The sequence below is a fragment of the Glaciimonas sp. GNP009 genome (assembly GCF_054343755.1).
Genome location: NZ_JBTGUV010000004.1, coordinates 1,193,469 through 1,218,688 on the forward strand (window position 1 = coordinate 1,193,469; position 25,220 = coordinate 1,218,688).

The window sequence follows — 25,220 nt, forward strand, 5'->3', positions numbered from 1 at the left end:
TTTTGGCAACTTTAGCCCTTTTACTAAAACTGAGCGTGTTCAATGTTTAGTCTATCCAGCTAACATGCTCCTATTCATAGGCGAAACACCGTCGCAGCGCCAGCCCTCGCCAACGTTCATGCAGATGGTGTCCCAGAATCACACACCAAAATAGGGCGTCTTTCCCCTTTTTAGGGATGCTATTCACACAAAACTTACCAACTTGGTGAATCTTGTACATCAATCTTGTATATCAGATTGGTCCATCAGAGTAACGGACAACCTGGCACACGACTTGCTCATCAAGTTGCATGACAGTTGACCTCCCCACCAAATCCTCCGCCCAGATCGCACAACGGATTACCGATGCGATGCTGGCGCAAAAACTCGCGCCTGGTACGCGGCTCGGAGAACAGCAACTTGCCGAGTTATTTGATGTTAGCCGGACCCAAATTCGTGAGGCGCTCACGCGATTGGTGACACGCGGGATCGTCACCGTCAGCCCACGTCGCGGTTGGTACGTCATTGCACCCACGCCCGAAGACGCACGTGAAGCGTTCGAAGCCCGTCGGGTGCTCGAATTGGGATTACTACGCCATGCACGGCCGATCAGCCTCGACGCAGTACGTCTTTTACGTCGGCACGTTGAGCGTGAACAGGCCGCCGTAGATAGTGACGATGTCGCTGCACGGAGTTATTTGCTGGGTGACTTCCACGTTTGCTTATGCGAATCGTTTGGCAATTCCTTGCTTGCCGATACTTTGCGCGACTTCACGACGCGCACGACATTAACAGCAATGCTTTATCAATCGTCACATCACGCCCGCCAATCGTGTGAGGAACACGCGGGCATCGTGGTGGCACTCGAAGACAACAATCTAGTACTCGCCGAACAACTGATGCGCGACCATTTATGCAATGTCGAGGCGGGTCTCAATCAATCTGTACGCACTGACACACTGTCGCCATTGCGTCAGGCATTGGCGCCGATGACCAACACTATCAATCCACAGCCGCCCAGCATTTTTCCTATCCCCGCTAAAGGAGTCTCAAAATGAAATGTCCGCGTATTCTGCTCGCCTTGTTGACTGCGACTACTTTCGTCAGCACCATCATCAGTACAACCGTCCACGCCGATGCGCTGGATCAGATAACTAAAAGTGGCGTGCTCAAAGTCGCCGTGCCTCAGGACTTTCCGCCATTTGGATCGGTCACCAGCGATCTCACACCACAAGGTCTCGACATCGACGTGGCTAAACTCATCGCCAAGAAGATGGGCGTCAAAATTGAACTGATCCCGGTTACCAGCGCGAATCGCGTGCCCTACCTTCAAACCCAGAAAGTTGACCTGATTATTTCCAGCCTCGGTAAAAATCCGGAACGTGAAAAAGTGATTGATTTCAGTGCGCCATATGCCCCATTTTTTAACGGCGTGTTTGGTGGTGCGGATCAAAAAGTGACCAGTGTTGCGGATCTTGCTGGCAAAACCGTTGGCGTCACTCGCGGTGCTGTTGAAGATCTGGAGCTAACTAAGATTGTACCGGCCAGCACGACCATCAAGCGGTATGAAGATAATAACGGAACCATCAGTGCGTTCCTGTCTGGCCAAGTACAATTGATCGCAACCGGCAACGTGGTTGCAGCTGCTATCATCGCCAAGAATCCACCAAAGAAGCCGGAAACAAAATTTCTGATCAAAAATTCGCCTTGCTCAATCGGACTAAACAAAGATGAAAAGAAATTGCTCGATAAAGTAAATGCAATTCTGGCTGAGACCAAAAAAGATGGGGAACTAAACGCCATTAGTGTGAAGTGGCTTGGTCTGCCCTTGCCTGCCAACATGTAACGCAACATCGGTATTCCGCAATTTATCGTCTGCCTGAAACTTTTTTACACCTCAGAACAGGCAGCGCAATACCGATATGAGCGACGATTGACTTAACACGCCTAAAGGCAAAAAGCGCATGAGTTATCACTTCGATTTTCTGGCACCGTTTGACTACACCAGCGTCATTATCAAGGGCGTGCTGGTCACGATCGAATTGATCGCGATTGGTGGAATTTTAGGCATCGCTGTTGGCATTTTTGCAGCCTGGTCTCGCACCCAGGGGCCACTTTGGTTGCGACCTTTGGTCAGCGCGTATGTCGAGCTGATTCGCAACACCCCATTTCTGATTCAATTATTCTTCATTTTTTTTGGACTGCCCGGAATCGGATTGCACATCAGCGAAATGCAAGCCGCTTCCCTTGCAATGGTCATTAATTTGGGCGCCTATAGTAGCGAAATTATCCGTGCAGGAATCGCAGCCATTGCGCCCGGTCAAATCGAAGCAGGTCAAAGTCTGGCAATGACAAAAATGCAGATATTTCGCCACGTGATATTGCCGCCCGCCTTACAAAAAATATGGCCCGCCTTAACCAGTCAGGTGGTGATCGTCATGCTCGGCTCGGCGGTATGTTCCCAAATCGCGGTGGAAGAACTCGCCTATGCAGCCAACTTCATTCAAGGCCGCAACTTCCGTTCATTTGAGGCGTATTTACTGTCTACCGCCATCTACTTGATATTGGCTATCGGCCTGCGTCAATTACTGCGGTTACTCGGGCATTGGTTATTTGGACGGCCCGCAATCAGGAGCGCCGTATGATTTCATTTTCACTCTGGGATATCGTACGTAATCTGTTATTAGCGCTACGCTGGACCGTATTACTATCATTAGCTGCCTTTGCCATGGGCGGATTGCTTGGTCTGATCATCTTATTTCTCCGGACCTCCAAACAAGTCTGGTTACGGCGGGTGACCAAACTGTATATCGAATTATTTCAAGGCACGCCATTGCTGATGCAATTGTTTCTGGTCTTTTTCGGCTTAGCACTATTCGGTCTGGAAGTACCCGCCTGGCTCGCCGCCGTCATCGCGCTGACTTGTTGGAGTAGCGCTTATCTGGCAGAAATCTGGCGCGGCTGCGTTGAGGCCATTCCACGTGGTCAATGGGAAGCCTCATCCTGTCTGGCGATGAGTTACTTGCAGCAAATGCGCCACGTTATTTTGCCGCAAGCCCTACGCATGGGTATTCCCCCAACCGTTGGCTTTAGCGTTCAAATCGTCAAGGGCACTGCAGTCACCTCTATCATCGGATTCGTCGAATTATCAAAAGCCGGGACCATGATTACCAACGCAACGTTTCAACCGTTCACGGTGTATGCATTGGTCGCGTTAATGTATTTTGCGCTGTGCTGGCCGCTGTCCAAATATAGTCAGTCTCTAGAAAGGAAATTCAATGCCACTCATCGCGATTGATAACGTTAAAAAAAGCTTTGGTACCAATCAGGTTCTGAAGGGTATCAGCCTCAATGTTGATCCTGGTGAAGTCATCGCGATTATCGGTAAAAGTGGTTCTGGCAAGAGCACGTTGCTGCGTTGTATCAATGGCCTTGAAAGCATTGATGACGGCAGTATCAGTGTGGCCGGATCGCACTTGGGGAACACGGAAATTGAGCTGCGCGCACTGCGCTTGAAAGTCGGCATGATTTTCCAGCAATTTAACCTGTTTCCCCATCTGACAGTTGGCCGCAACGTGATGTTGTCGCCGATGATCGTTAAGGGAACGACGGAAAGTGCAGCACGTAAGTCAGCGGAAGAAAATCTGGCACGGGTCGGTCTTTCGGAGAAATTTGATGCATATCCTGATCAGTTATCCGGCGGTCAGCAACAGCGCGTTGCCATTGCACGTGCGCTAACGATGCAACCGCAAGCGTTGTTGTGCGACGAAATTACTTCAGCACTTGACCCCGAACTGGTCAATGAAGTGCTCAGCGTCGTACGCGGCCTGGCAAACGAGGGGATGACGTTGCTCATGGTCACACATGAAATGCGTTTTGCACGCGAAGTCTGTGACCGTGTGGTCTTTATGCATCATGGAAAAGTCCATGAAATTGGCGCGCCGGAAGATATTTTTGCCAATCCACAGACGTTGGAATTGCAGCAATTTTTAGGCGCGGGTGCGTAATACGCTCTATCCGGTTTCTACAACAGGTTTTTTAAACCTTGTCGCTCCCTTCACCGCCAGTAAGTCCCGTAGCAAGACTTGATGGCGGTGTTAGTCTGAGAATTCAGGCTATACGACTATCATCGGCAACTTAAGGATGAACAACGCCCAGTCGATGCTATCGCTCTACTTCCCTAGCAACTGATAAAAAGTCGGATCGCTGTCGCATTCACCGCCGCCGCACTCCAGCACGGTGGACACTAAATTCGCCGCAATCAGCAACGTGAAAATGACAATGGCGAACTTACCTGCAACATTTACTTTCTGTTTGCTTTCCAGCGGACGTTCCCACGTTTTCAGCATCAACATCGCGCCAATAAACAAGATGGCAGCGAGAGACGAAAGCACCGCTAATGTATAAAAATGGACACCAAATACTTCTGAACCATAACCGTTAGTACGGCCAGGAATGATGTGCAAAAACATTTGACGTGTAGCAACGGCCAACGTCAAAAGAGCGCCAATAAGAGAAACGCCATAGTGGGCGCTACGAATCCCGAATCGGACATTCATCAAAAATCCGATGCCGACCGCGATCAGTCCAACACGCTGAAGAAGGCACAGCGGGCAAGGCAATTCATGCAACGCTAGTTGATAGTAAAAGGCAATCGTCAGCGACAAACTAATGCCAAGTAGTGCAAAAATATTCAGTAACTCACTCGCACCGAGAGATTGTGGAATATCGTTTTTTGGTAATGAATAATCAGGGATCATCGCAAGGTCTCGCTTTAAAAGGACAGATTCAGGGAACTTGTCGCGTGATGGTTAAAGGAAGCGATAGTGACGATCAGTAGCGTTAGCCACAAACCAAGGCCGATTTTTTCTTTTCCGGCGAGCATGCTCAGAACGGCAAGCAACGCGATCAAGAAGGGTAAAAACATAAACATGTGAGATTTCCTTTAAGGGAACTAAGCGCTTGAAAGCCTCTACAAATAAATGTTTAAAACGTGGGCTTTCATTTGCGGGCTGACCGCCAAATAGCTTTATCAACAGCAGTGCATTGCTAAAACTAATTTTTGGCGAGGCAACAATGTACACCTAGTCAGATGCCAGTGCCTGATATCAGCGAGATGTTTAGGGATTTTTAACCCTATTGACAGACCTTCAATTAGTCCTGTTAACGGGATAAACAGCATCACCCCGCTAAACGTTCAGGCGCATACTTTGCATTAATATAAATACAACAACTGATGCAACGATACCATGCTCGTTGACCCCCATCACAAATCAACCTATCCTGCATCATCCACCCAGCAAATCGCGCTAAGGAATTGCAATGCCGCTTATCATCGTCATCGTTTCACTGGTCGCTCTTAAGTATTTTGCCATTGGCCCCTTCGCAAATTTCTCCTGGTGGTGGGTAGCTGGCTTGATGGCGATTGCATTCATCTGGTTTGAGTTTGTGGAACGTATGCTCGGTCTCGATAAACGACGCGCCCACGAAGAGTTGGAAAAGGTCCGCAAAGAGCGCATTGAAAAGACCTTTGAAACAAAAAAACGTCCAGGCCAACGCTAATTTCCTTGCACTCAATCTAAAGCCGACCCTTTGTCATTTTTCATAATCGTGCATTCCAAGTTGCCTTTAAGCATTCAAAGCGGCTATGATCCCACCAAGATGAAACTGGATATCATATGCCTGTAGAGATGCGGCAACTTCGTTACTTCCTCGCTGTTGCCGAAGAAAAGCACTTTGGACGAGCCGCTATTCGGCTACATATGACGCAGCCTCCGTTATCGCAAGCGATACAAGCGCTCGAAGCCGATATCGGCGCTATTCTTTTTGCGCGAACCAAACGCAGTGTGGCACTTACCCCGGCTGGCCTGGCCTTGTTGCCGGAGGCGCGCCGCATCTTGCAACAGGCCAGTACTTTGCCTGATCTGGTGCGGCGCGCCGCAACCGGTGAATCCGGATTATTAACGCTGGCGTTTGTATCGACCGCGGACTACAGCATTTTGCCGCCGTTGCTACGCGAGTTCCGCGAAGCGTACCCGCATGTTCAGATCGATTTGCAAGAGTCCACCAGCGATCTCCAATTGGAACAATTGGCGCAAGGTCAAATTGATGCAGGTTTATTGATTCCCCCTTTGCCAGATCAGGCCAAGCGGGGGCTAGACTATTTGCCAGTATTATCCGAACCGCTGATACTGGCCGCGCCATCCGGTCATAAAGCCTTGCGGGTAAAAGGAAAAATCAGTTTGAGTACGTTGAGCGATTTACCACTCATCATTTTCCCTCGCAGAATTTCGCCCGGTTTTCACGACACGATACTGGCGTGCTTTCGTAATGCAGGGCAAACCCCGCATATCGGGCAAGAGGCGATCCAAATGCAAACCATCGTCGGTTTGGTGTCAGCCGGCATGGGATGTGCACTTGTGCCACAATCAGTGTCCAATTTAAAGCGCCCCGGAGTCGATTACCGCGAACTGAAGGATGCAACGTCGCAAATCGAAACCGGTCTGGCCTGGCGCAAGGACAATACATCACCAGTATTACAAGCCTTTTTAGAGTTATTAAGAAAGAAACAATAAATGCTGATACATCCAATGCCCGATCCAATTGCCTTTTCACTGGGTCCACTTCATGTCCGATGGTATGGCCTGATGTATTTGTTGGCCTTTATACAATTTATCTGGGTCGGTAGAATCAGAATTAAACAACCGCATATCGCAGCGGCCGGATGGAAAAAAGAAGATCTCGATGACATGCTGTTTTACGGTGTGCTTGGAGTCGTCATTGGTGGCCGTTTAGGTCAGGTATTTTTTTACGATCCGGTCTTTTACTTCCATAATCCTTCGCAAATTATCGCTGTCTGGAATGGCGGGATGTCATTTCACGGAGGCTTCATCGGGGTCATGCTGGCGATGGCCTGGTGGGGCCGCAAAAAAGGGCGCAAGCTCATGGACATCATGGATTTCATTGCGCCAATGGTACCGCTGGGTTATGCCGCTGGACGTCTGGGCAATTTTATCAATGCAGAACTACCGGGCCGCGTCGCCGACGCATCGCTACCGTGGGCCATGATCTGGCCGAACGTAGACAATTTGCCGCGCCATCCATCGCCTATTTACCAAATGCTGGTAGATGGTATTTTGCTATTTATCATCCTGTGGTTTTTCTCGCGCAAACCGCGTCCGCGTATGGCTGTTGCCGGTATGTTCAGCTTGTTATACGGCTGCGCACGCTTTTTCACCGAATACTTCCGCATTCCAGACTATAACGTGACGTTTGAAGGAATCACTATTTCGGCCGGACAGATGCTGTCGATACCGATGGTGATACTGGGAATTGTGTTGTTGGTGCTGGCGTATCGAACGCCGCGCTTCGCTAGTGCACCTCAATAGTTAAGCCACGTAATTACCGCTTGAACTTGGCTTGAACTTGTGTACGCGAATGTTATGCACTCCGGAACGAAGGTTGTTCCGGATTTTTTTTGAACAATCGATAGGCGAACCGGTCTTTCAAGCCACATACTTAACCGCATGAAGCAAGCGCTTCTGCTCCAACCATGTTAATGGCGGTCAATCTTCCAGAAGGTTATTGGGTATTGATCACAGAAGGACCGACTGATCTAAGAATCCCACCGCCCTATTCGGGCTGAATACCAGCCGCGTGAATTAAGGTCGCCCATTTACCTTTTTCAGTTCGTATAAAAGTCGAGAGTTCTATGGGGCTACTCAGCGCAACATCAATCCCGATTTTTGCAAATTTGGCCCTTAATTCCGGGTTATCAAGCGCTTTAATTATGGCCGCATTGAGTTGCTTCACGATAGCCGGATTGGTACCCGCGCGTACGCACATTGCGGTCCACGCAACCACTTCGTAACCGGGCAACCCTGACTCGGCGATTGATGGCAATTGCGGCAAGATCGCGCTCCGTTGTGCTGTTGTCACCCCAAGCGCACGCATCCTGCCCGCCTCGACTTGCACCAGCGCAGATGGCACATCGGCGAACATGACCGAGATGGTCCCGTTCATCACATCTGTCAAGCCAGCGGCGTTAGTTTTGTAAGGCACATTCAACATGTCGATACCAGCCATCTGCGCAAACGTGCTTCCTGCGACTTGTCCCGTTGCGTTGGCGCTAGCATAGGACAGCTTACCCGGATGGGCCTTTGCATAGGCAATCAATTCCCGTACCGAATGGACCGGGAGTGCGGGCGTCACGACCAATACAAATGGCAGCAATCCAACGCGGGTAATCGGGGCAAAATCCTTGAGCGGATCATAAGGCAGCGTTTTCATCAAACTGGTATTTGCGGCGAGCGTGGTGGTACTTCCATAGAATAATGTGTAGCCATCCGCTGGCGAGCGCAGCACTTCCTGCGCGCCGATAATCCCATTGGCTCCAGGTCGGTTGTCGATGATAACCGGCTGGCCTAGTTCAAGCGTAAGCTGCTGACCGAGGATGCGTAAAGAAGTATCACCGCCGCCACCGACGCCGAAGGGAGCCACAATACGTATTGGATTAGCCGGATAAGGTTGCGCCCAGCCGGATTGCGCCATGCCGGTACTGACGATCAGGCATACCATCGCGCGCTTAATTAGCGGGTTAAGTTGCAGATCAAGATGTTTTGCAAACCACAACGAAAATACCAACGATCTTTTTCTATTTATGATGGTCATGGTCTAGATCTTAAGATACGATGATTAATAGCTTTTTATGTTGGCGCAATACTCGCTAAATCCGTCATAGGTATTACACCAGCGCTTGATAGTGAATACCGGCTTTATGCAGCATCGCATTAAAGATATCGATCGGCATTTCATCTGGCTGCGGCTGGCGAATTGACGCCTCGCGCATTGGCGATTCTTCGTATACCTTCAAAGGTATAGCCTGATTTGGGCCCTGCAATGCATCCATCGCCATCTGCAACTCACAGGCACGCTGCAATCGCCAATAGTTCATGAAAGCCTTTTCTACAGTGTGGCCGATGGCAAGTAGTCCGTGCGTGCGCAAAATCAACATATTCTTATCGCCCAAACTCTTGACCAGGCGTGGCTGCTCGCTTTCATCAGTCGTGATGCCCTCGAAATCATGGTAAGCGATGCGTCCTTTAAGCCGCACGCTCACCAGATTATCGTAGCGCAGACCATCCTGTTTTCCAGCTACCGCTGAACCAGCCAACGTATGCGTGTGGATCACGCAATGGGCATCGTCACGGGCCGCATGAATCGCACTGTGAATAACAAAACCAGCGCCGTTGATAGCGTACTTTGAACTTTCGACCTTGTTACCGGCGAGATCTATTTTGACCAGATTGGACGCGGTCACCTGACAGTAATGCAATCCAAAAGGATTAATCAGGAAATGTGTTTCCGGCCCTGTCACACGTAACGTGATGTGGTTATAGATCAGCTCAGTCCAGCCGAACCAATCGACTAACCGATAGAAAGCGGCAAGTTTGAGTCTATGTTCCCACTCTTCTTCACCAACTTGTTCTGAGCGCATGCTTATCGCTTCTTGCAAATCAGAATACATTTTTTGTTCCTTGATGCATGAGAGGACGCATAAACGGAAGCGCACCACGTCGGGAGTCGTCGGTAAATGTGATTTAAAAAAAATCAAAATATTACCAACTAGTATTCTCAACTTTACGCTTGGCGTCACCCAACTTTTTCTGATCGTTAATCATCGGAAAAATTGTTGTAACTTGAAGTGGTAATAGAAGGATAAGTAAGAAGGGACAAGACAACGAGGGAGCGGCTTATATCCCAAGAGAAATGATTAGATGCTGAAACTGAATTAAAACGTGATGCTTTAAGATGCCAACGGAATGCAGAAAGCCAAACCAAAAAATAGTCAATAACGCTAAGAGGCAATCTGTTTGATCAGATAGCGCCATTCGGCAGCGGAAACGGGCGTAATCGACAGGCGATTTCCGCGACGCAATATTTGCATTTCAGACAGCAATGGTGCAGCCCGTAAGGATGCAAGATTAAATAGCGGCGTCTTCTTTATTGCGCGCACATCTACCAGCATCCAGCGGGGATTTTCACGCGTGGCTTTCGGGTCAAAATACTTACTGTCGGGATCGAACTGTGTGTCATCAGGATACGAGATGCTCGCCACCTCAGCAATTCCGGCGATGCCAGGCTCTGCGCAACTGGAATGATAAAACAGTACGCCGTCACCTACTTTCATGACATCGCGCATATAATTACGCGCCTGATAATTCCTCACGCCATACCAAGGGATGGTCTGATGCGGCAAAGCCAACACATCGTCGATGCTAGCATCTGCCGGTTCCGATTTCATGAGCCAATATTGCATAGTGGGTTCACCGGATAAGGCCAAGTAAAATAAAAAAGCAGCTGCATCTGCATGCAACTGCTTTCGAATTGATTCCCGCTGTGCCGCTTTGCCGGCATCCTGAACCAAGAAGGTTCAAGTTGGCTACAGTTAGTTCAATTTCGGGTTCATCGAACTAGCGACGATCACTCCCATCGAACGATATTCCGTAACCGCTGCGTAAAAATGGTTCAAGGAATTATGACAATGGCGAACACGGCAGGAGCCCTAAGTTTACTCCAAACGTCCTTCATGTCAAACACTTTGGTAAAAAATTAAAACAGTACTTCCTGTGATCCCAAAGCGTCGTCAAGCACCGTATGCATGACAGCAATTTCTTTCTTTACTTCCGCCATAGTAAGATCCGACAAAGGCCCATCAGGCGCTTTTGCCGATAACAATTCTGCCGCCAGACCAAGCGCTGCGATCACCGCGATGCGGTCATTGCCGCGAATTTTTCCTGCATCACGAATAGCGATCATCTTGCTGTCGAGATAAGTAACGGCTTGCTGCAATGTCGCCTCTTCGCCTTCTTTGCAGGATAACGTGTAAGGTTGGCCCATGATTTGGACGCTTAACTGTGTCATGCGTTCTCCTGAACGTGAGGCTGAACCAGCGGTTCATCTTGTGGCAGCGCCGGAATTTTGTCGAGCAATGCGGCAACCCGCCGATGCGCCTCATTAATACGCTTTACAAGGTCAGCGTTTTCGCTGACTAAAGTGGCGGCGTTTTTGCGGAGGTCCGCATTTTCGTGTCGCAATGTCTGCGTTAATTCGGCTAGTAGCCGGACTTTTTCGGATAGTTGGTGGAATTCTGAAATCATGTCGTCACTATAGTGTTGCCGATCAATCTACGTCAATAGATTCGATCAAGGAATTTGCCGCAGCCTAGCAGTCTATCTGAAGTCGCCCTGAATGCGCGATCAATCTGCTCTACAGCAACTCCTTATCTTCATTTGACACATGCTTAATGACAAAGCCATATGCTAGAGTTTGCAATAAAGCCACACTGCTGCCGGCTAACACCTCGCCCACCCGTAATAAGGCAAGATGCAACTCCTCATTCAAGCCGGTCCCCTCGACAGCAGCAGACATTAAAATGACTACGGTTGCGGGACCCAAGCGCCAATTGGCTGGATAGTTATGTAAAAACATTGCTACTAATACGGATATCGCCAATGCTATCAGCATGGAAAAAAAACTCGGACCTAGTATCACCAACGTCAGGCACGCGACAACCGCGCCATTGATGGTATTGATCACGCGCGCCTTGAAATTGGTTTTGGCCAGCGTTATATCCGGCTCAGTCACAACAATCAGAGAAATCATTGCCCAATACGGCTCTGCGATACCCGCTGCACGCAATCCATACCAGGAGATCAACGAGCCGGTCAGTATCTTGATCAGATATAGAAGAGCATTCTTGCGCGGGCTGATGAATTGTAATTCCATTGAATGCATACAATATAGGCGGAGGGCATAGACTAGCACTCCAACCGGCTGAAGGCACGCACAATCCTGCGATGACCGCAACGGCGTTATCTACACGTATTCAATCGTATTTCAACTGACAAATAGCAAAAGACCAGCACTTTGATATTCTAAGGTGATGGTCCATGTAAGTGACGCGTCCGCTGACTCGCTTATGGCGTTTTGATAATCATTTTGCAAGATAATCTATCGCATCGCATCGGCGTGTTCCCGTATGCTTTGGCGCACCATATCGGTCAATTCATTTTCTTCTTGCTCGTCCGCATATTTCAGCAAGGCAGAACGCATGCGCGGCTCCCACGAGCGCTTGATGTGCATGGCGAAATCAGTCATTGCCTGAGGACGGTTTGGCATGGTTTCAAAAAAAGAACCAATCTGATTTGCCATTTTGATGAGATGGTGTACGTTCATTATTTTCTTTCATTTCGCTGTTATCTGGTCTGTAGCATCCTGCTGACCAGATGCGTTAAACACTTAATCTGAATCACTTGGGGCGTGTTGATATTTGAGTGTTGTTTTAAAAGTTGCTTATTGGGTGTTATTGCGATGATTCGATTCATCGACAACTGGAAAAGTTATCGCTCCGTGGATACTGGTCGGGGGCGGCCCGACAGCCAGTTACTTTCTTTTGCTCAGCCAAAAGAAAGTAACCAAAGAAAAGGCGACCGCAGAGGCGCTGCCCTCCCGTTGGTCGGGTCCCAAGCGTTTTAGCCATCAGTCGGGTTGAAAGACCAACTCGCTACGCTCAAACACGTCTTCCAACAATTCCCGCCTGATGACTAAACACTTGGCAGCGCCAATGACGGTGTAGATCAACAGCAACAGCAACAGCCTTTATAGTGAATGTGATTTAGTTTGCACTGACTTCATCTATAAATTTTATATATCAACCGGTCCTAATTCGGATTAATTAACTAGCACTGCGCATTACATTACCATCGATTTTTTTTTACATCACCCCACAACGCGGTCTTTATTCGATCAACAAACGATGCCCGTTTGCGTACACGGCATGAGAGCTTTGGCGCATAAAACCTAACAAGGTGACATTAGCCTCCTGCGCCAACCTGATCGCCAACGCAGTCGGTGCGGAGATTGCCGCAACCAAGCCAATTCCCATCGTGGCGGCCTTTTGCACCATTTCATAACTTGCCCGGCTGGTAATGAGAACCGCGCCACTAGAAAAATCTTCTTTATCTGCCGCTAATGCACCGATCAGTTTATCTAACGCATTGTGTCGTCCGACGTCCTCGCGCACCAACACAACATCGCCATTTTTTCGCACCCATGCCGCTGCGTGCGTTGCGCCGGTCGCTTGTTGTAACTGTTGTTGCTGTTGCATCTGCTCAATGGCTTTGTGTAAGGCCACAGCCGTAAACTGCGCGTCGGATGCTACCGGCGGCGGCTTGCGGATTGCTTGCGCAAGGGTTTCTGCACCACACAAACCACAGCCGGTACGACCGGTCAAATTACGGCGCTTCTCTTTTAGAGCCATGAATCGTTGCGAGGCTATTTCCATCTGCACCTGCATACCATCGGCAGCGCCCACTATTTCACAGCCGAACAACTCGCCGGGATCAGCAAGAATCCCTTCCGTTAAGGAAAAGCCTAACGCAAAATCTTCCAGATCGGCTGGCGACGCCATCATCACCACATGCGAAATACCGTTGTATTCCAACGCAATCGGAACCTCTTCCGCTACCACATCACGTACCGACGTCACCCGACCTTCGCGCCATTTTTCAATGTCAACATGCGCGCTGGTCGGATAGTCTTCCGAGCTTGAGACGGTTGTTACGTCGGTACCTGATACTGGACTACGCATTTACATCACACTTCCTATTTAAATCGCCTCGTGCCTTTATTTAGAGACTGCTGGTTCAGCAGAAGCCCCTTGCAACAAGCGCATTTGTAGTTCTGATACCTGACTAAAGTTCTTCTGCCACTCTGACGGTTGCGATACCGGCATAACCTGCACCGCAGTCACTTTATACTCAGGACAGTTAGTCGCCCAGTCGGAATTATCAGTCGTAATCACATTAGCGCCAGATTCCGGATAATGGAACGTGGTATAGACCACACCAGGTTGCACGTTATCCGTCACCGTTGCACGTAACACGGTCTGGCCAGCGCGGGACTCAATACCGACCCAGTCATCTTCCTTAATGCCGCGATCTTCAGCATCGTGCGGATGAATTTCCAAGCGGTCTTCGCTGTGCCACTCCACGTTCTCGGTACGACGCGTCTGCGCGCCAACATTATATTGCGACAAAATTCGGCCGGTGGTTAAAATTAGCGGAAATTTCATCGTTACTTTCTCGTCGGTCGCGAAATACTGGGTATTGATAAATTTGCCCTTGCCTCGCACAAACTCCCCAATATGCATGATCGGCGTGCCTTCTGGCGCAGCGTCATTACACGGCCACTGCAAACTACCGACTTCATCAAGCTTGGCATAACTGACGCCCTTAAAAGTCGGGGTTAGTGCGGCGATCTCATCCATAATCTCGGATGGATGGTTGTAATGCATCGGATAACCCAATGCATTTGCCAATGCAACCGTGACTTCCCAATCCGACATACCGGCCTTAGCTGGCATGACTTTACGCACGCGTGAGATACGGCGCTCGGCATTAGTGAAAGTACCGTCTTTTTCGAGGAAGGATGAGCCCGGCAAAAATACGTGGGCGTATTTGGCGGTTTCGTTCAAAAACAGATCCTGCACAACGATACATTCCATCGCCATCATCGCCGCAATCACATGCTGTGTATCGGGATCAGATTGAACGATGTCTTCGCCTTCGCAATACAAACCCAAAAAGCTACCGTCCAACGCTGCATCGAACATATTCGGAATCCGCAGGCCTGGTTCCGGGCTCAACGGTACGCCCCAAGCTTGCTCAAATTCGGTGCGCACTGTGGTGTCGGACACATGCCGATAGCCAGGCAACTCATGCGGAAACGAACCCATGTCGCAAGAACCTTGCACATTGTTTTGACCACGCAATGGATTGACACCAACACCGTCACGACCAACGTTGCCGGTCGCCATCGCCAGGTTGGCAATACCGATCACCATCGTCGAACCTTGCGCATGCTCCGTGACACCCAGACCGTAATAGATCGCACCGTTGCCACCGGTCGCAAACAAACGTGCCGCGCCGCGTAATTCTTCGGCAGAAACACCCGTTACTTCAGCCATTGCTTCCGGTGAATTCTCTGGACGCAAGACGAACTCGCGCCAATCGGCATACGACGCGGTATCGCAACGCTCCGCGACAAAAGCAGCATCTTCCAAGCCCTCAGATACGATGACGTGCGCCAACGCAGTAATCAGCGCCACGTTAGTACCCGGGCGTAATTTCAAATGATAGTTAGCCTCAATGTGCGGCGATTTAACCATTTCTGTCGTACGTGGATCGACCACGATCAACTTGGCACCCTGACGCAAACGACGCTTCATTTGTGAAGCAAATACCGGATGCGCTGCGGCCGGATTTGCACCAATGATCATGATGACATCTGACTTCATGACCGAATCAAAAGTTTGTGTACCTGCCGATTCACCTAATGTTTGCTTCAAGCCATAACCTGTCGGCGAATGGCAAACGCGGGCGCATGTATCGACATTGTTGTTACCAAAAGCGGCGCGTACCAGCTTTTGAACGAGATAGGTTTCCTCATTAGTGCAACGTGATGAGGTGATGCCACCGACAGAGTCCTTGCCATGCTTGGCTTGAATCCGACGGAATTCGCTAGCCGCGTAGCCAAGCGCTTCTTCCCATGACACTTCGCGCCATGGATCGGTAATCTTGCTACGAATCATCGGCTTGGTCATACGATCTTTATGGGTTGCATAACCCCATGCAAAACGTCCTTTAATACAGGAATGACCATGATTGGCCTTGCCGTCTTTATGCGGCACCATGCGCACTACTTCATTGCCTTTCATCTCGGCTTTAAACGAACAGCCAACGCCGCAATATGCGCAAGTAGTGATTGCGCTATGCTCCGCTTGCCCCATCATGATGACGGTTTTTTCGGTCAACGTTGCAGTCGGACAGGCTTGCACGCAAGCCCCGCAAGAAACGCATTCGGACTCCATAAAACTGTCCAGCTGTCCAGCCGACACACGTGACTCAAAACCGCGTCCGTCGATGGTCAATGCAAAGGTACCCTGCGTTTCTTCGCAAGCACGTACACAACGGTTACAGACGATACACTTGGACGGATCATAGGTAAAGTACGGGTTCGATTCATCCTTTTTGAGTTTTAGATGATTCGCGCCTTCATAGCCATAACGCACGTCCCGCAAACCCACCACACCAGCCATGTCCTGCAACTCACAATTGCCATTGGTTGGGCAAGTCAGGCAATCCAGCGGATGATCGGAGATATACAATTCCATCACGCCACGGCGAATATCGGCCAACTTAGGCGTTTGTGTCCTGACTTTCATACCCGGTTCGCAAGGTGTCGTACACGACGCCGGGTAACCTCTCTTGCCGTCGATTTCTACCAGACACAAACGACAGGAACCGAACGGCTCCAAACTATCGGTCGCGCAAAGCTTTGGTACATTCACACCCGCTTCTACCGCCGCTCGCATTACTGAAGTACCGGCAGCGACTTCGACGGTGACGCCGTCGATCTCAAGCGTCACTAATTGCGCAGACAATTTTTCTGGCGTGCCGTAATCAAGTTCATTCATCTGGTTCATGGCTGATTCCTTTTACTGATCCCTTTTACACCCGGGAAGGTGACGTGACATAAGGCCACTGTAGTTAAAATTGACAATTGATACGGTGCCGACCTGGATTGCCGACAGTCCCAAATAACAAACTGCTAAGCAGGAACAGGGCAACTATTTGCCGAAGCCCATCCTACTGCGCATGTTTGCATTTCAGCAAATTGCGCACTTAGTGTTCAGCAACCTCTTGCTCTGCGGCGATACCAAAATCTTCCGGAAAATTATTCAGCGCCGACAACACTGGTAACGGCGTCATATTTCCCATTGCGCACAATGAACCATTGATCATGGTGTCGCATAAATCACGCAGCAGATGTACCTGCTGCGGCTGATCAAAACCACCGGTTGATCCAGCTACAATCTTGTCGATCACTTCCACGCCACGGGTCGACCCAATACGACATGGCGTACATTTTCCGCACGATTCAACTGCACAAAATTCCATCGCATAGCGGGCCTGTTTTGCCATGTCGACAGTGTCATCAAACACCACGATTCCGCCATGCCCGACTGTACCGCCAACCGCGCTAAAGCTTTCATAATCGATCTTGGTATCGAATAACGATTCCGGCAAATAAGGCCCCAACGGGCCACCGACTTGCACTGCGCGAATGGCGCGTCCGCTGGCGGTGCCGCCACCGAAGTCAAACAATAATTCACGCAAGGTGACGCCGAACGCCTTCTCCACCAATCCACCGAACTTGATATTTCCGGCCAATTGCATCGGCAACGTTCCATATGATCGACCAATGCCGTAGTTCTTATAAAATGCACCACCGCGGGCCAGAATAATCGGTACCGATGCCAACGAAATCACGTTATTGATCACGGTCGGTTTGCCGAACAAACCTTCCAGTGCTGGCAGCGGTGGCTTAGCGCGCACGATGCCGCGTTTGCCTTCCAGACTTTCCAGCAAAGCGGTTTCTTCACCACAAACGTACGACCCAGCACCCTTGCGGACTTCCAGATAAAAAGTTTTGCCAGAATCGCATATATTTTTGCCGAGATAGTGGCGTGCACCGGCAACCGCAATCGCCTCATTTAAAGCGGCAATAGCATGCGGATATTCCGAGCGCACGTAGATGTATCCCTGCGTCGCACCGACGGCCAGCGCGGCAATCGTCATGCCTTCAATCAGCACAAACGGATCGTCTTCCATCACCATGCGGTCCGAAAACGTGCCCGAATCACCCTCATCAGCGTTGCAGACAATATACTTTTGTCCAGCCTGCGCGTTGGCGACTGTCTTCCATTTAATACCGGTAGGAAAAGCGGCGCCGCCCCGTCCACGCAAACCAGAATCGAAAACCTCTTGCACCACTGCTTCGGGCGACATCGCCAGCGCTTTACGTAAACCGACATATCCTTCATGCGCCAGGTAATCATCTAGCGAGACCGGATCGGTGATGCCGACACGGGCAAACGTGAGCCGTTCCTGCTTTTTCAAATATGGAATCTGATCAACCAGGCCGAGTGCTAGTTTATGACTACCGCCGTTTAAGAAATCGGCGTCAAACAACGCCTCCACATCTTCCAGTTCGACAGGACCATAACCAATGCGACCCGCAGCGGTGGCCACTTCTACCAGCGGTTCTAGCCAGAACATGCCGCGTGAACCATTGCGAATCAATTTAATAGCAATCCCGCGCTGCGCTGCCTTGGCGACGATGGCGTCTGCAATTTGATTGGCACCAAGCGCAATCGCGGTTGAGTCACGCGGGACGTAAACTGTAATCGCTGTGATCATAAAGCACTCCTTTTAGCTTGCACTAATCGATTGAACTTGTCGGTCGTCACGCGCGCATACAAGTCATCTCCGATCATGATATTCGGCCCTGATGCACATTGGCCCAGGCAATATACCGGCTCCAACGTAAATTGTTTGTCACTAGTCGTACCGTGATAATCACAGCCTAATGCTGATTTTGCGTGCGCTTCAAGTAGCTCGGAACCACGCGCCTGACAGGCTTCAGCACGACAGATTTGCACGACGTGTTTGCCAGCTGGGTGTTGCCGAAAATGATGGTAATAACTGATCACGCCGTGCACTTCCGCACGGGACAGATTGAGCTGATCGGCAATCATCGGTACGACATCTGAAGGAACGTATCCGACGGCATCTTGTATGGCGTGCAAAATTGGTAGCATCGCGCCAGGCTTGTCTTTTAATTCGCCAATAATGACCGAGACTTGCGCTTTGATTTCTGCCGAGATGGCAGATTTAAGATCTATTTTAGCGCCGGTCTTCGGGTTCATCAGATGCAACGGAAACGTCTTTTCTGTAATACTTTGCGTGCTCACAGCAAACCTCCTACCAATACGTCGAATGGCGCGCCGGGCGGCAATGATCTAACGCCCTCGCGTTGAATTAATTCATACTTTTTTAAACGCCAGCTGATAACCCACAAGGGTCAGCAGCAATGAAAATTACACTCTATTACATCCCTACAACCACAAGCTGCAATTATTTAAACAGCACCGCTGCTTTTTGCAATGTCGTGAAAATACCCCAGATTAGCGGAATACCGACTGCAGCCCACGCCAGCATCAAGAGCGCTGGGTTACCACCGCTACCGACGAGCGACATATCCACCACAACCGGTGCACGGACACCAGTCGTCGCGACTATTTTTTCGTGCGCGAGATGCTTTTCATGCTCCAGCTCTTCCGCGGTCATGAAATATTTTTCTGCCACTGGACGAATCATTAAATTGCACACCAAACCCACCAGCAGCATTCCCGCGAGGATATACATGGTCGTGTTGTAGACTGCCTCCCGTGGAATGCCTAATGACAATTGATACTCACGCATATAATTTACGACTACTGGCCCCAAAATCCCTGCTGTTGCCCAAGCTGTCAGCAAACGGCCATGAATCGCACCCACCATTTGCGTACCGAACAAATCGGCTAAATACGCTGGTGCAGTCGCAAAACCACCGCCGTACATCGACACGATCAAACATACCGCTGTGACGAATAACGCCATGCTACCGGCCGCGCCAGACCATGGCAGCGATACAAAGAGAATGAAACCAAGTATAAAAAAGATCATGTAAGTTTTCTTGCGCCCTAGAAAATCGGAACATGAAGCCCAGACGAAACGACCACCAATATTAAACAAGCTGATAAGACCAGTGAATCCTGCTGCAATAGCGGCAATCGCGCTCTTCTGCTCTAAGGACAATGCTGAAAATTTTGTGGCAACGCCAAGCAAGCGACCACCAAATACTTCTTGCAACATCGGCGAAGCCATCCCAATCACGCCAATACCTGCCGACACATTCAGGCATAGCACCAACCACACCAGCCAGAATTGCGGAATGCCCCAAATTTTGCTGACATGCACATGTTTCTGCGTAATCATCGTGTTTTTAGATGGCGGCGGCGGCAACCAGCCAGCCGGTTTCCAGCCCGATGGCGGAATCCGATAACCAAACGCACCGGCCATCATGAAGACAAAATAACCTAACGCCAAAACCACAAAAGTTTGCCATACGCCAACGCCTGTATCGCTGGCAAAATATTGCATCAGCTTGAATGCCAAGGGACTGCCGATCAACGCACCACCGCCAAAACCCATAATCGCCATTCCGGTCGCCATACCGCGCCGATCCGGAAACCATTTAATCAATGTCGACACCGGCGAGATGTAACCTAATCCCAGACCGATACCACCGATCACACCCGAACCGAGCCACATAAGCCAAATTTGATGAAGATAAACCCCGAGGGCCGAGATCAGCAATCCGCCGCACCAACATAATGCGGCCACGAAACCTGCCTTACGCGGTCCAACGTGCTCCAGCCAGCTTCCCCAAATTGCTGCAGAAGTGCCCAATATCACGAAGAACATAGTGAATATCCAGCCCAGCATTGAAATTTTCCAGTCGCAATTGCTTGCAAATATCTCAGCAAAAAATCCTATATCACTGCCACACGCCAAAGACTCTTTAATCCCAATCGCCTTGGATAAAGGCAACCAGAATACCGAAAAACCGTAGGCCATTCCGATACAAAGGTGAATCGCCAAGGCCGCAGGCGGCACTAGCCATCGATTGAATCCAGCACCGGCAATAGTCCGTTCTTTTGATAAAAAACCCATATCTCCCCCGCTTATTTCTTTTAAGAGCCCCAATTATATGTATTTAATTACATATATTTTTATAGCAGATAGATTTTATTTAACTATTATATCTATAGCTTCTCTTAAAATACCATTAAGGGGGGCATTCTTCAATATGTAAAATATTGCATATATTTTTCCAGAAGTTGATACAAATATCGTATTCTGAGCGTTACTCGCCGTCATCGCCGCCTTACAAAAGATACTGTTTAAAAACCCATTTTTTAACACCCAAACCGCCTGGGCGCTTGTTTTGAGACTGCCGTCATGGAAAATCGTATGTATAAAGTTACAATCAAACCACATTGGGAAATTGGACAAACTTCTGATGCCGTTCTGGACACGACTGGGCTGTTGATTTTGCTGACATCAATCCGGGAAACTGGCTCAATTTCCAATGCGGCCAAAGCCACGAAGCAATCGTACCGTCATGTTTGGGGACTCTTGCGCGCCGCAGAAGAACTTTTCGGTCATCCACTGGTATTGACCGAGCGCGGTCGCGGCAGCGTTCTCACACCGCTTGCAGAAAAATTAATTTGGGCCGACCGCCGTATCGCCGCTCGCTTGTCGCCCACGTTAGATAGTTTAGCCTCCGAATTGGAGGGCGAGTTGAGCAAAGCCGTCGCTGGCTCGAGCAAAACGATTCGGCTAAATGCAAGCCATGGATTTGCGGTTGCGGCATTGCTGAGTCAGCTAAATGCTATTCAATTACCAATCGATCTGCGCTATCGTAGCAGCACCGACGCTGTGTCTGCTCTATCTCGCGGCGAATGTGATCTGGCAGGTTTTCATGTTCCATTTGGCGAATTTGAAGATGCGATTATCTCCCTTTACGCGCGCTGGCTGAACAAAAAAACCCACTGCCTGATCCATCTGGCAGTGAGAGATCAAGGATTGGTGGTCGCACCCGGTAATCCAAAAAACATTCATACGTTGACTGATCTGGCTAACAACGGCGTCCTTTTCGTAAATCGGCAGACTGGGTCCGGCACCCGCCTGCTCCTGGAAATGCTACTGGCCAAAGCCGGAGTCGCGCAACAGGCCATAAACGGATTTGAGAGCACCGAATTTACACACTCTGCGGTGGCGGCTTTTATTGCCAGCGGTATGGCCGATGTTGGATTCGGCGTGCAAACTGCCGCAGCCCGCTTCGGCCTTGAATTCATCCCGTTAGTCCGAGAGCGTTATTTCTTTGCGCTGCCAATCGCGGCAATGCAAGATCCTCTGATCCAACAAATCATTACCACAATACAAACCGATACCTTCCGCGAAGTGGTCAACCAGTTAGCTGGCTATGATGGAAGCGCAACTGGTGACATTTTGTCGCTGCCGGACGCATTTGCGTATTTACGCTGAACGCGCGATGACGGACACACTAACGATGGTGATGATGATGATGATGATCGGATTTATGCTCGCAAGAAGGTCTCATCTGTACTCAAAATAAGCTAACACGCAGACGTTGTACTCGGTATTCGTACCTGAGCTTATGTTAAAAGGCATCTATATAAGCCAGATATCACACCTTTTTATGGCGATAATTAAGTAAAAGTACTAAAAAAATCCAGGTCAATCGGTCGCTGTTACCATCCTCACCTTAAAATGGCCGACTATTCGCAATTGGTGGAATCACGGAGAATATTGATGAAAAAGTTGTCTAAAGCGTTGCTATGCGTAGCATCAAGTGTTGTCCTGTTGGCAGCATGCGGCAAAAAAGAAAATAAAGAAGCACAAGTGGCGGTATCCGCCCCGTCGGTCTACGTAGTCGGTGCAGAGGCAACCTTTGCGCCGTTTGAATATCAAAACGAACAAAAAGAAATCGTTGGCTTCGACGTCGATCTGATGAATGCGATTGCAGACAAAGCGGGCTTCCAGGTCAAGTTCGTCAATACGCCATTTGAAGGCATTTTCAATTTTCTCGCACAAGGCGACCGCGATTTACTGGCATCTGCGATCACGATCACCGATGAGCGCAAGCAAACCGTCGATTTTTCTGAACCCTATTACGAATCAACCCAGTTGATCGTCGTCCCCAAAGACTCTAAAGTGACAAAATTCAGGGATTTAGAAAAACTCACCGTCGGCGTACAAAGTGCCACCACCGGTGATGAAGTGGTCCAAAAGCTATTGGGTAAGAGTAATCCGAAAATCAAGCGTCTTGAATCGGCGACGTTAGCCTTGAAAGAATTGGAAGGCGGCGGTGTTGATGCGGTGGTCCTGGATACCGGCCCGGTAAAAAATTACGTTAAAAATAATGCAGCATTAGGCTTTCACTTTATCTCCGATCCAGATTTTCCTAAAGAGTATTACGGTATTGCAGTCAAAAAGGGCAATGCCGCTTTACTTGCTAAAGTAAATCAAGGCCTTGCTGCCGTCAAAGCCGATGGCACTTATGACAAAATCTTCAAGAAATACTTTGCTGATGACGCGAAATAATGACGAATAGCCAATAACTGATAGCTATTGGCGATAGCGATGGCGACGAATGTGGCCTCGTCGAGAGTGAAGTGTAATTCTAAGGACTTAAGGAATCTCACATGAAGAAAAGCTTTCTGTCTCTGTTAGCCTTGACCTGCGCGTGCGCCGCCTTAGTGGCGTGCGGAAAAACTGATCCAAAATCAGCAGAAGCAGCTTCCGGAGCAACAAATCCGGTCAATACTAACGTTGAATATGTAGTGGGAACCGATGCCGCTTATGCGCCCTTCTCATCAATGAACGAACAAAAAGAAGCGGTCGGCTTTGAAATGGATATCATCAAAGCTGTCGCCGAGCGGGCAGGTATTAAAATCAAAGTGGAGAATACGCCGTTTGATGGCATCTTCAATGCGTTAGCGCAAGGAGATCGCGATATCTTGATATCCAGCATCACCATTACGGATCTGCGCAAGCAAACAGTTGATTTCACCGATCCATACTTTGAAGCCAATCAATTGATTGCCGTGCCGTTAAATTCTAAAGTTACAAAATTTTCCGACTTAAAAACGCTCAAAATCGGCGTACAAAGTGCGACGACGGGTGACGAAGCAGCCCAGCAACTGGTGGGTAAAAATAACCCCAATGTCAAACGCTTCGAATCTATGCCCTTAGCATTTCAGGAGCTTAACGGTGGCGGCGTTGACGCCGTAGTCGGCGATAATGGCGTCGTGGTTAATTACGTAAAAAATAATAGTGCCAATAGTTTTAAGATTATTTCTGATCCTACCTTCCCAAAAGAGTTTTACGGAATCGCCGTCAAAAAAGGTAATACGGCTTTACTGGAAAAACTGAATAAGGGACTTGCAGATATCAAGGCAGATGGTACTGCCGACAAAATTTACGCAAAGTATTTTTCGGGAAAGACCTAGGAATCATTAAGCAACATTGCATTACTGACAACCAACCCTACGATGAATGTGGGTGTTTGCCTGCGAGTACGGTATAATTTTTGCCTAATTTTTACGCGCCGAAATGCGTGACCAGTAAAAACCGTTGAGTTAAAAAGCGACAATTGCATCGGAAGTCGAATGATATTGGCTTACAGCGACTTACCACCAATATCCAGGTCATAAGTCGCTGTCGGTGAATGTAAGCCGATGTCATACAAATGTTTCGATACACGAATACAGACGCTATTTCACACTCGACAAGTTTTTTGGTTACGCATTTTTTATTCATCCCGCCGCATTGTTTTCTCTTCACAAAAATATGGATTTTCGCTGGAGCATCATCCAGGGCTACGCGCCACTGTTCGTACAAGGTTTTTTCATGACTGTGCAGGTTGCGGTCATCAGCATTATTATCGGCACCTTACTCGGTCTTTTTTTAGGTATGTTGCGCGTCGCTGAAGTCAAGCATGGTCCTTGGAAATGGCCGTTCCGTCTGGTCAAAGCATTAGCAAGTTTTTACGTTGCATTTTTTCGTGGCACGCCGCTGTTTGTCCAGATTCTGCTCATTCACTTTGCTGTCATGCCGGTCTTGATCCATCAGGACAACGGCCTGCTCATTTCCGGTGAACTGGCACGCACCATCAAACAAAACTATGGCGCGTTCATCTCAGGTGTGGTGGCGCTTTCACTGAATGCGGGCGCTTACATTTCTGAAATTTTTCGCGCAGGGATTCAGTCAATTGACCGCGGACAAACCTATGCCGCATCAAGCTTAGGCATGGGTTATCGCACCACGATGCGCTACGTGGTGTTGCCACAAGCATTTCGTCGCATGCTGCCGCCACTAGGTAACGAGGCCATTACATTACTGAAGGATTCATCACTTGTATCCGCGATTGGATTAGCTGAATTAGCCTACGCAGCACGAACGGTAGCGGGTGCTTACTCTCGCTATTGGGAGCCCTATATAACAATTTCTGTAGTCTACTTCACCATGACGATGTGTTTAGCCGCTCTGGTTTCAAGGCTCGAACGTAAGTACGCTGCGCCAGGTCGCCACTAACCGGCTCTTTTGGACTAAGGCCGATTGGCAAACCAATTTGGCAAGAGGAAAAAGATGCATCTTCGCCTTCTTGACTTGTCGCTTTGCCAGCCTTGTTTGCCAAACTACACC

General features: G+C 49.2%; 26 protein-coding genes and 1 other RNA gene. 12 read left to right on the forward strand and 15 right to left on the reverse strand.

The features are described 5' to 3' along the window. The first annotated feature begins 290 nt into the window (after nt 1-290). The 5 genes from ACXX82_RS06255 (at nt 291) to ACXX82_RS06275 (ending at nt 3,986) form a co-directional block, all read left to right on the forward strand. The gene (locus tag ACXX82_RS06255; RefSeq protein ID WP_323505951.1) at nt 291-1,037 is read left to right on the forward strand and encodes a GntR family transcriptional regulator; all 747 of its coding nucleotides are present in this window, start codon (nt 291-293) and stop codon (nt 1,035-1,037) included. After that, complete coding sequence (locus tag ACXX82_RS06260; protein WP_323505950.1) at nt 1,034-1,825, forward strand: transporter substrate-binding domain-containing protein; 792 nt, start codon at nt 1,034-1,036, stop codon at nt 1,823-1,825. Before ACXX82_RS06255 ends, ACXX82_RS06260 begins: the two co-directional genes overlap by 4 nt. Nucleotides 1,826-1,943: 118 nt before the next feature. Next, on the forward strand, nt 1,944-2,624 hold the full coding sequence (locus tag ACXX82_RS06265; RefSeq protein ID WP_322232839.1) for an amino acid ABC transporter permease: 681 nt from the start codon (nt 1,944-1,946) through the stop codon (nt 2,622-2,624). Further along, nucleotides 2,621-3,277 (forward strand): amino acid ABC transporter permease, encoded by a 657-nt coding sequence (locus tag ACXX82_RS06270; protein WP_322232841.1) that lies wholly within the window; start codon nt 2,621-2,623, stop codon nt 3,275-3,277. The genes ACXX82_RS06265 and ACXX82_RS06270 overlap by 4 nt, the downstream gene beginning before the upstream one ends. Continuing rightward, a complete protein-coding gene (locus ACXX82_RS06275) occupies nt 3,258-3,986 on the forward strand; it encodes an amino acid ABC transporter ATP-binding protein (RefSeq protein WP_322232843.1) in 729 nt (242 codons plus the stop codon). Before ACXX82_RS06270 ends, ACXX82_RS06275 begins: the two co-directional genes overlap by 20 nt. A gap of 165 nt (nt 3,987-4,151) precedes the next feature. Here the strand turns inward: ACXX82_RS06275 and ACXX82_RS06280 are convergent, their stop codons facing one another. Together ACXX82_RS06280 and ACXX82_RS06285 are read right to left on the reverse strand one after the other, a co-directional pair. After that, nucleotides 4,152-4,739 carry a disulfide bond formation protein B gene (locus tag ACXX82_RS06280; RefSeq protein WP_322232845.1) on the reverse strand — a complete coding sequence of 196 codons (588 nt, stop codon included), beginning with the start codon at nt 4,737-4,739 and terminating at the stop codon, nt 4,152-4,154. A gap of 14 nt (nt 4,740-4,753) precedes the next feature. Beyond that, nucleotides 4,754-4,912 (reverse strand): DUF5993 family protein, encoded by a 159-nt coding sequence (locus tag ACXX82_RS06285; RefSeq protein WP_322232847.1) that lies wholly within the window; start codon nt 4,910-4,912, stop codon nt 4,754-4,756. Between the two features lie 389 nt (nt 4,913-5,301). On the opposite strand from ACXX82_RS06285, the gene ACXX82_RS06290 reads away from it, so the two are divergent. The 3 genes from ACXX82_RS06290 to lgt all read left to right on the forward strand — a co-directional run bounded on the left by ACXX82_RS06290 (nt 5,302) and on the right by lgt (nt 7,367). After that, a complete protein-coding gene (locus ACXX82_RS06290; RefSeq protein ID WP_322232849.1) occupies nt 5,302-5,541 on the forward strand; it encodes a TIGR04438 family Trp-rich protein in 240 nt (79 codons plus the stop codon). Nucleotides 5,542-5,657: 116 nt separating this feature from the next. Continuing rightward, nucleotides 5,658-6,554 carry a LysR family transcriptional regulator gene (locus ACXX82_RS06295; protein ID WP_322232851.1) on the forward strand — a complete coding sequence of 299 codons (897 nt, stop codon included), beginning with the start codon at nt 5,658-5,660 and terminating at the stop codon, nt 6,552-6,554. Then, entirely contained in the window at nt 6,555-7,367 is an 813-nt protein-coding gene (lgt, locus tag ACXX82_RS06300; protein ID WP_322232853.1) for a prolipoprotein diacylglyceryl transferase, read from the forward strand. A gap of 244 nt (nt 7,368-7,611) precedes the next feature. Here lgt and ACXX82_RS06305 read toward each other — a convergent pair whose 3' ends face one another. From ACXX82_RS06305 to ACXX82_RS06365, 13 genes are all read right to left on the reverse strand, one after another. Beyond that, nucleotides 7,612-8,649 (reverse strand): Bug family tripartite tricarboxylate transporter substrate binding protein, encoded by a 1,038-nt coding sequence (locus ACXX82_RS06305; RefSeq protein ID WP_458562621.1) that lies wholly within the window; start codon nt 8,647-8,649, stop codon nt 7,612-7,614. 73 nt (nt 8,650-8,722) lie between these two features. Continuing rightward, nucleotides 8,723-9,505 carry a class II aldolase/adducin family protein gene (locus tag ACXX82_RS06310; RefSeq protein WP_458562622.1) on the reverse strand — a complete coding sequence of 261 codons (783 nt, stop codon included), beginning with the start codon at nt 9,503-9,505 and terminating at the stop codon, nt 8,723-8,725. Nucleotides 9,506-9,835: 330 nt separating this feature from the next. After that, a complete protein-coding gene (locus tag ACXX82_RS06315; RefSeq protein WP_323505946.1) occupies nt 9,836-10,297 on the reverse strand; it encodes an EVE domain-containing protein in 462 nt (153 codons plus the stop codon). A gap of 68 nt (nt 10,298-10,365) precedes the next feature. Further along, a non-coding RNA gene (gene ssrS / locus ACXX82_RS06320) (6S RNA) lies at nt 10,366-10,544 on the reverse strand. Between the two features lie 46 nt (nt 10,545-10,590). Continuing rightward, nucleotides 10,591-10,902 (reverse strand): cell division protein ZapA, encoded by a 312-nt coding sequence (locus ACXX82_RS06325; RefSeq protein ID WP_322232861.1) that lies wholly within the window; start codon nt 10,900-10,902, stop codon nt 10,591-10,593. Next, nucleotides 10,899-11,138, reverse strand: coding sequence for a DUF904 domain-containing protein (locus ACXX82_RS06330; RefSeq protein WP_322232863.1), 240 nt, complete (start codon nt 11,136-11,138; stop codon nt 10,899-10,901). The genes ACXX82_RS06325 and ACXX82_RS06330 overlap by 4 nt, the downstream gene beginning before the upstream one ends. A 109-nt stretch (nt 11,139-11,247) precedes the next feature. After that, nucleotides 11,248-11,766, reverse strand: coding sequence for an FUSC family protein (locus tag ACXX82_RS06335; protein ID WP_322232865.1), 519 nt, complete (start codon nt 11,764-11,766; stop codon nt 11,248-11,250). Between the two features lie 225 nt (nt 11,767-11,991). Beyond that, on the reverse strand, nt 11,992-12,216 hold the full coding sequence (locus tag ACXX82_RS06340; protein WP_322232867.1) for a formate dehydrogenase subunit delta: 225 nt from the start codon (nt 12,214-12,216) through the stop codon (nt 11,992-11,994). Between the two features lie 562 nt (nt 12,217-12,778). Then, nucleotides 12,779-13,630, reverse strand: coding sequence for a formate dehydrogenase accessory sulfurtransferase FdhD (gene fdhD / locus ACXX82_RS06345; protein ID WP_323505945.1), 852 nt, complete (start codon nt 13,628-13,630; stop codon nt 12,779-12,781). A gap of 36 nt (nt 13,631-13,666) precedes the next feature. Continuing rightward, on the reverse strand, nt 13,667-16,525 hold the full coding sequence (gene fdhF / locus ACXX82_RS06350) for a formate dehydrogenase subunit alpha (RefSeq protein ID WP_322232871.1): 2,859 nt from the start codon (nt 16,523-16,525) through the stop codon (nt 13,667-13,669). 199 nt (nt 16,526-16,724) lie between these two features. Further along, the gene (locus ACXX82_RS06355) at nt 16,725-18,302 is read right to left on the reverse strand and encodes a formate dehydrogenase beta subunit (protein ID WP_322232873.1); all 1,578 of its coding nucleotides are present in this window, start codon (nt 18,300-18,302) and stop codon (nt 16,725-16,727) included. Beyond that, nucleotides 18,299-18,811 (reverse strand): formate dehydrogenase subunit gamma, encoded by a 513-nt coding sequence (locus ACXX82_RS06360; RefSeq protein ID WP_323506042.1) that lies wholly within the window; start codon nt 18,809-18,811, stop codon nt 18,299-18,301. Before ACXX82_RS06360 ends, ACXX82_RS06355 begins: the two co-directional genes overlap by 4 nt. 208 nt (nt 18,812-19,019) lie before the next feature. Then, a complete protein-coding gene (locus tag ACXX82_RS06365; RefSeq protein ID WP_323505944.1) occupies nt 19,020-20,660 on the reverse strand; it encodes an OFA family MFS transporter in 1,641 nt (546 codons plus the stop codon). A gap of 300 nt (nt 20,661-20,960) precedes the next feature. On the opposite strand from ACXX82_RS06365, the gene ACXX82_RS06370 reads away from it, so the two are divergent. From ACXX82_RS06370 to ACXX82_RS06385, 4 genes are all read left to right on the forward strand, one after another. Then, nucleotides 20,961-22,037, forward strand: coding sequence for a substrate-binding domain-containing protein (locus tag ACXX82_RS06370; RefSeq protein WP_323505942.1), 1,077 nt, complete (start codon nt 20,961-20,963; stop codon nt 22,035-22,037). 288 nt (nt 22,038-22,325) lie between these two features. After that, nucleotides 22,326-23,117 carry a basic amino acid ABC transporter substrate-binding protein gene (locus ACXX82_RS06375; protein WP_322232880.1) on the forward strand — a complete coding sequence of 264 codons (792 nt, stop codon included), beginning with the start codon at nt 22,326-22,328 and terminating at the stop codon, nt 23,115-23,117. Nucleotides 23,118-23,218: 101 nt separating this feature from the next. Further along, nucleotides 23,219-24,025, forward strand: coding sequence for a transporter substrate-binding domain-containing protein (locus ACXX82_RS06380; RefSeq protein WP_322232882.1), 807 nt, complete (start codon nt 23,219-23,221; stop codon nt 24,023-24,025). A 340-nt stretch (nt 24,026-24,365) separates the two neighbouring features. Beyond that, nucleotides 24,366-25,109: an amino acid ABC transporter permease gene (locus ACXX82_RS06385; protein WP_322232884.1), complete on the forward strand. Its 744-nt coding sequence runs from the start codon at nt 24,366-24,368 to the stop codon at nt 25,107-25,109. Nucleotides 25,110-25,220 lie beyond the last annotated feature (111 nt).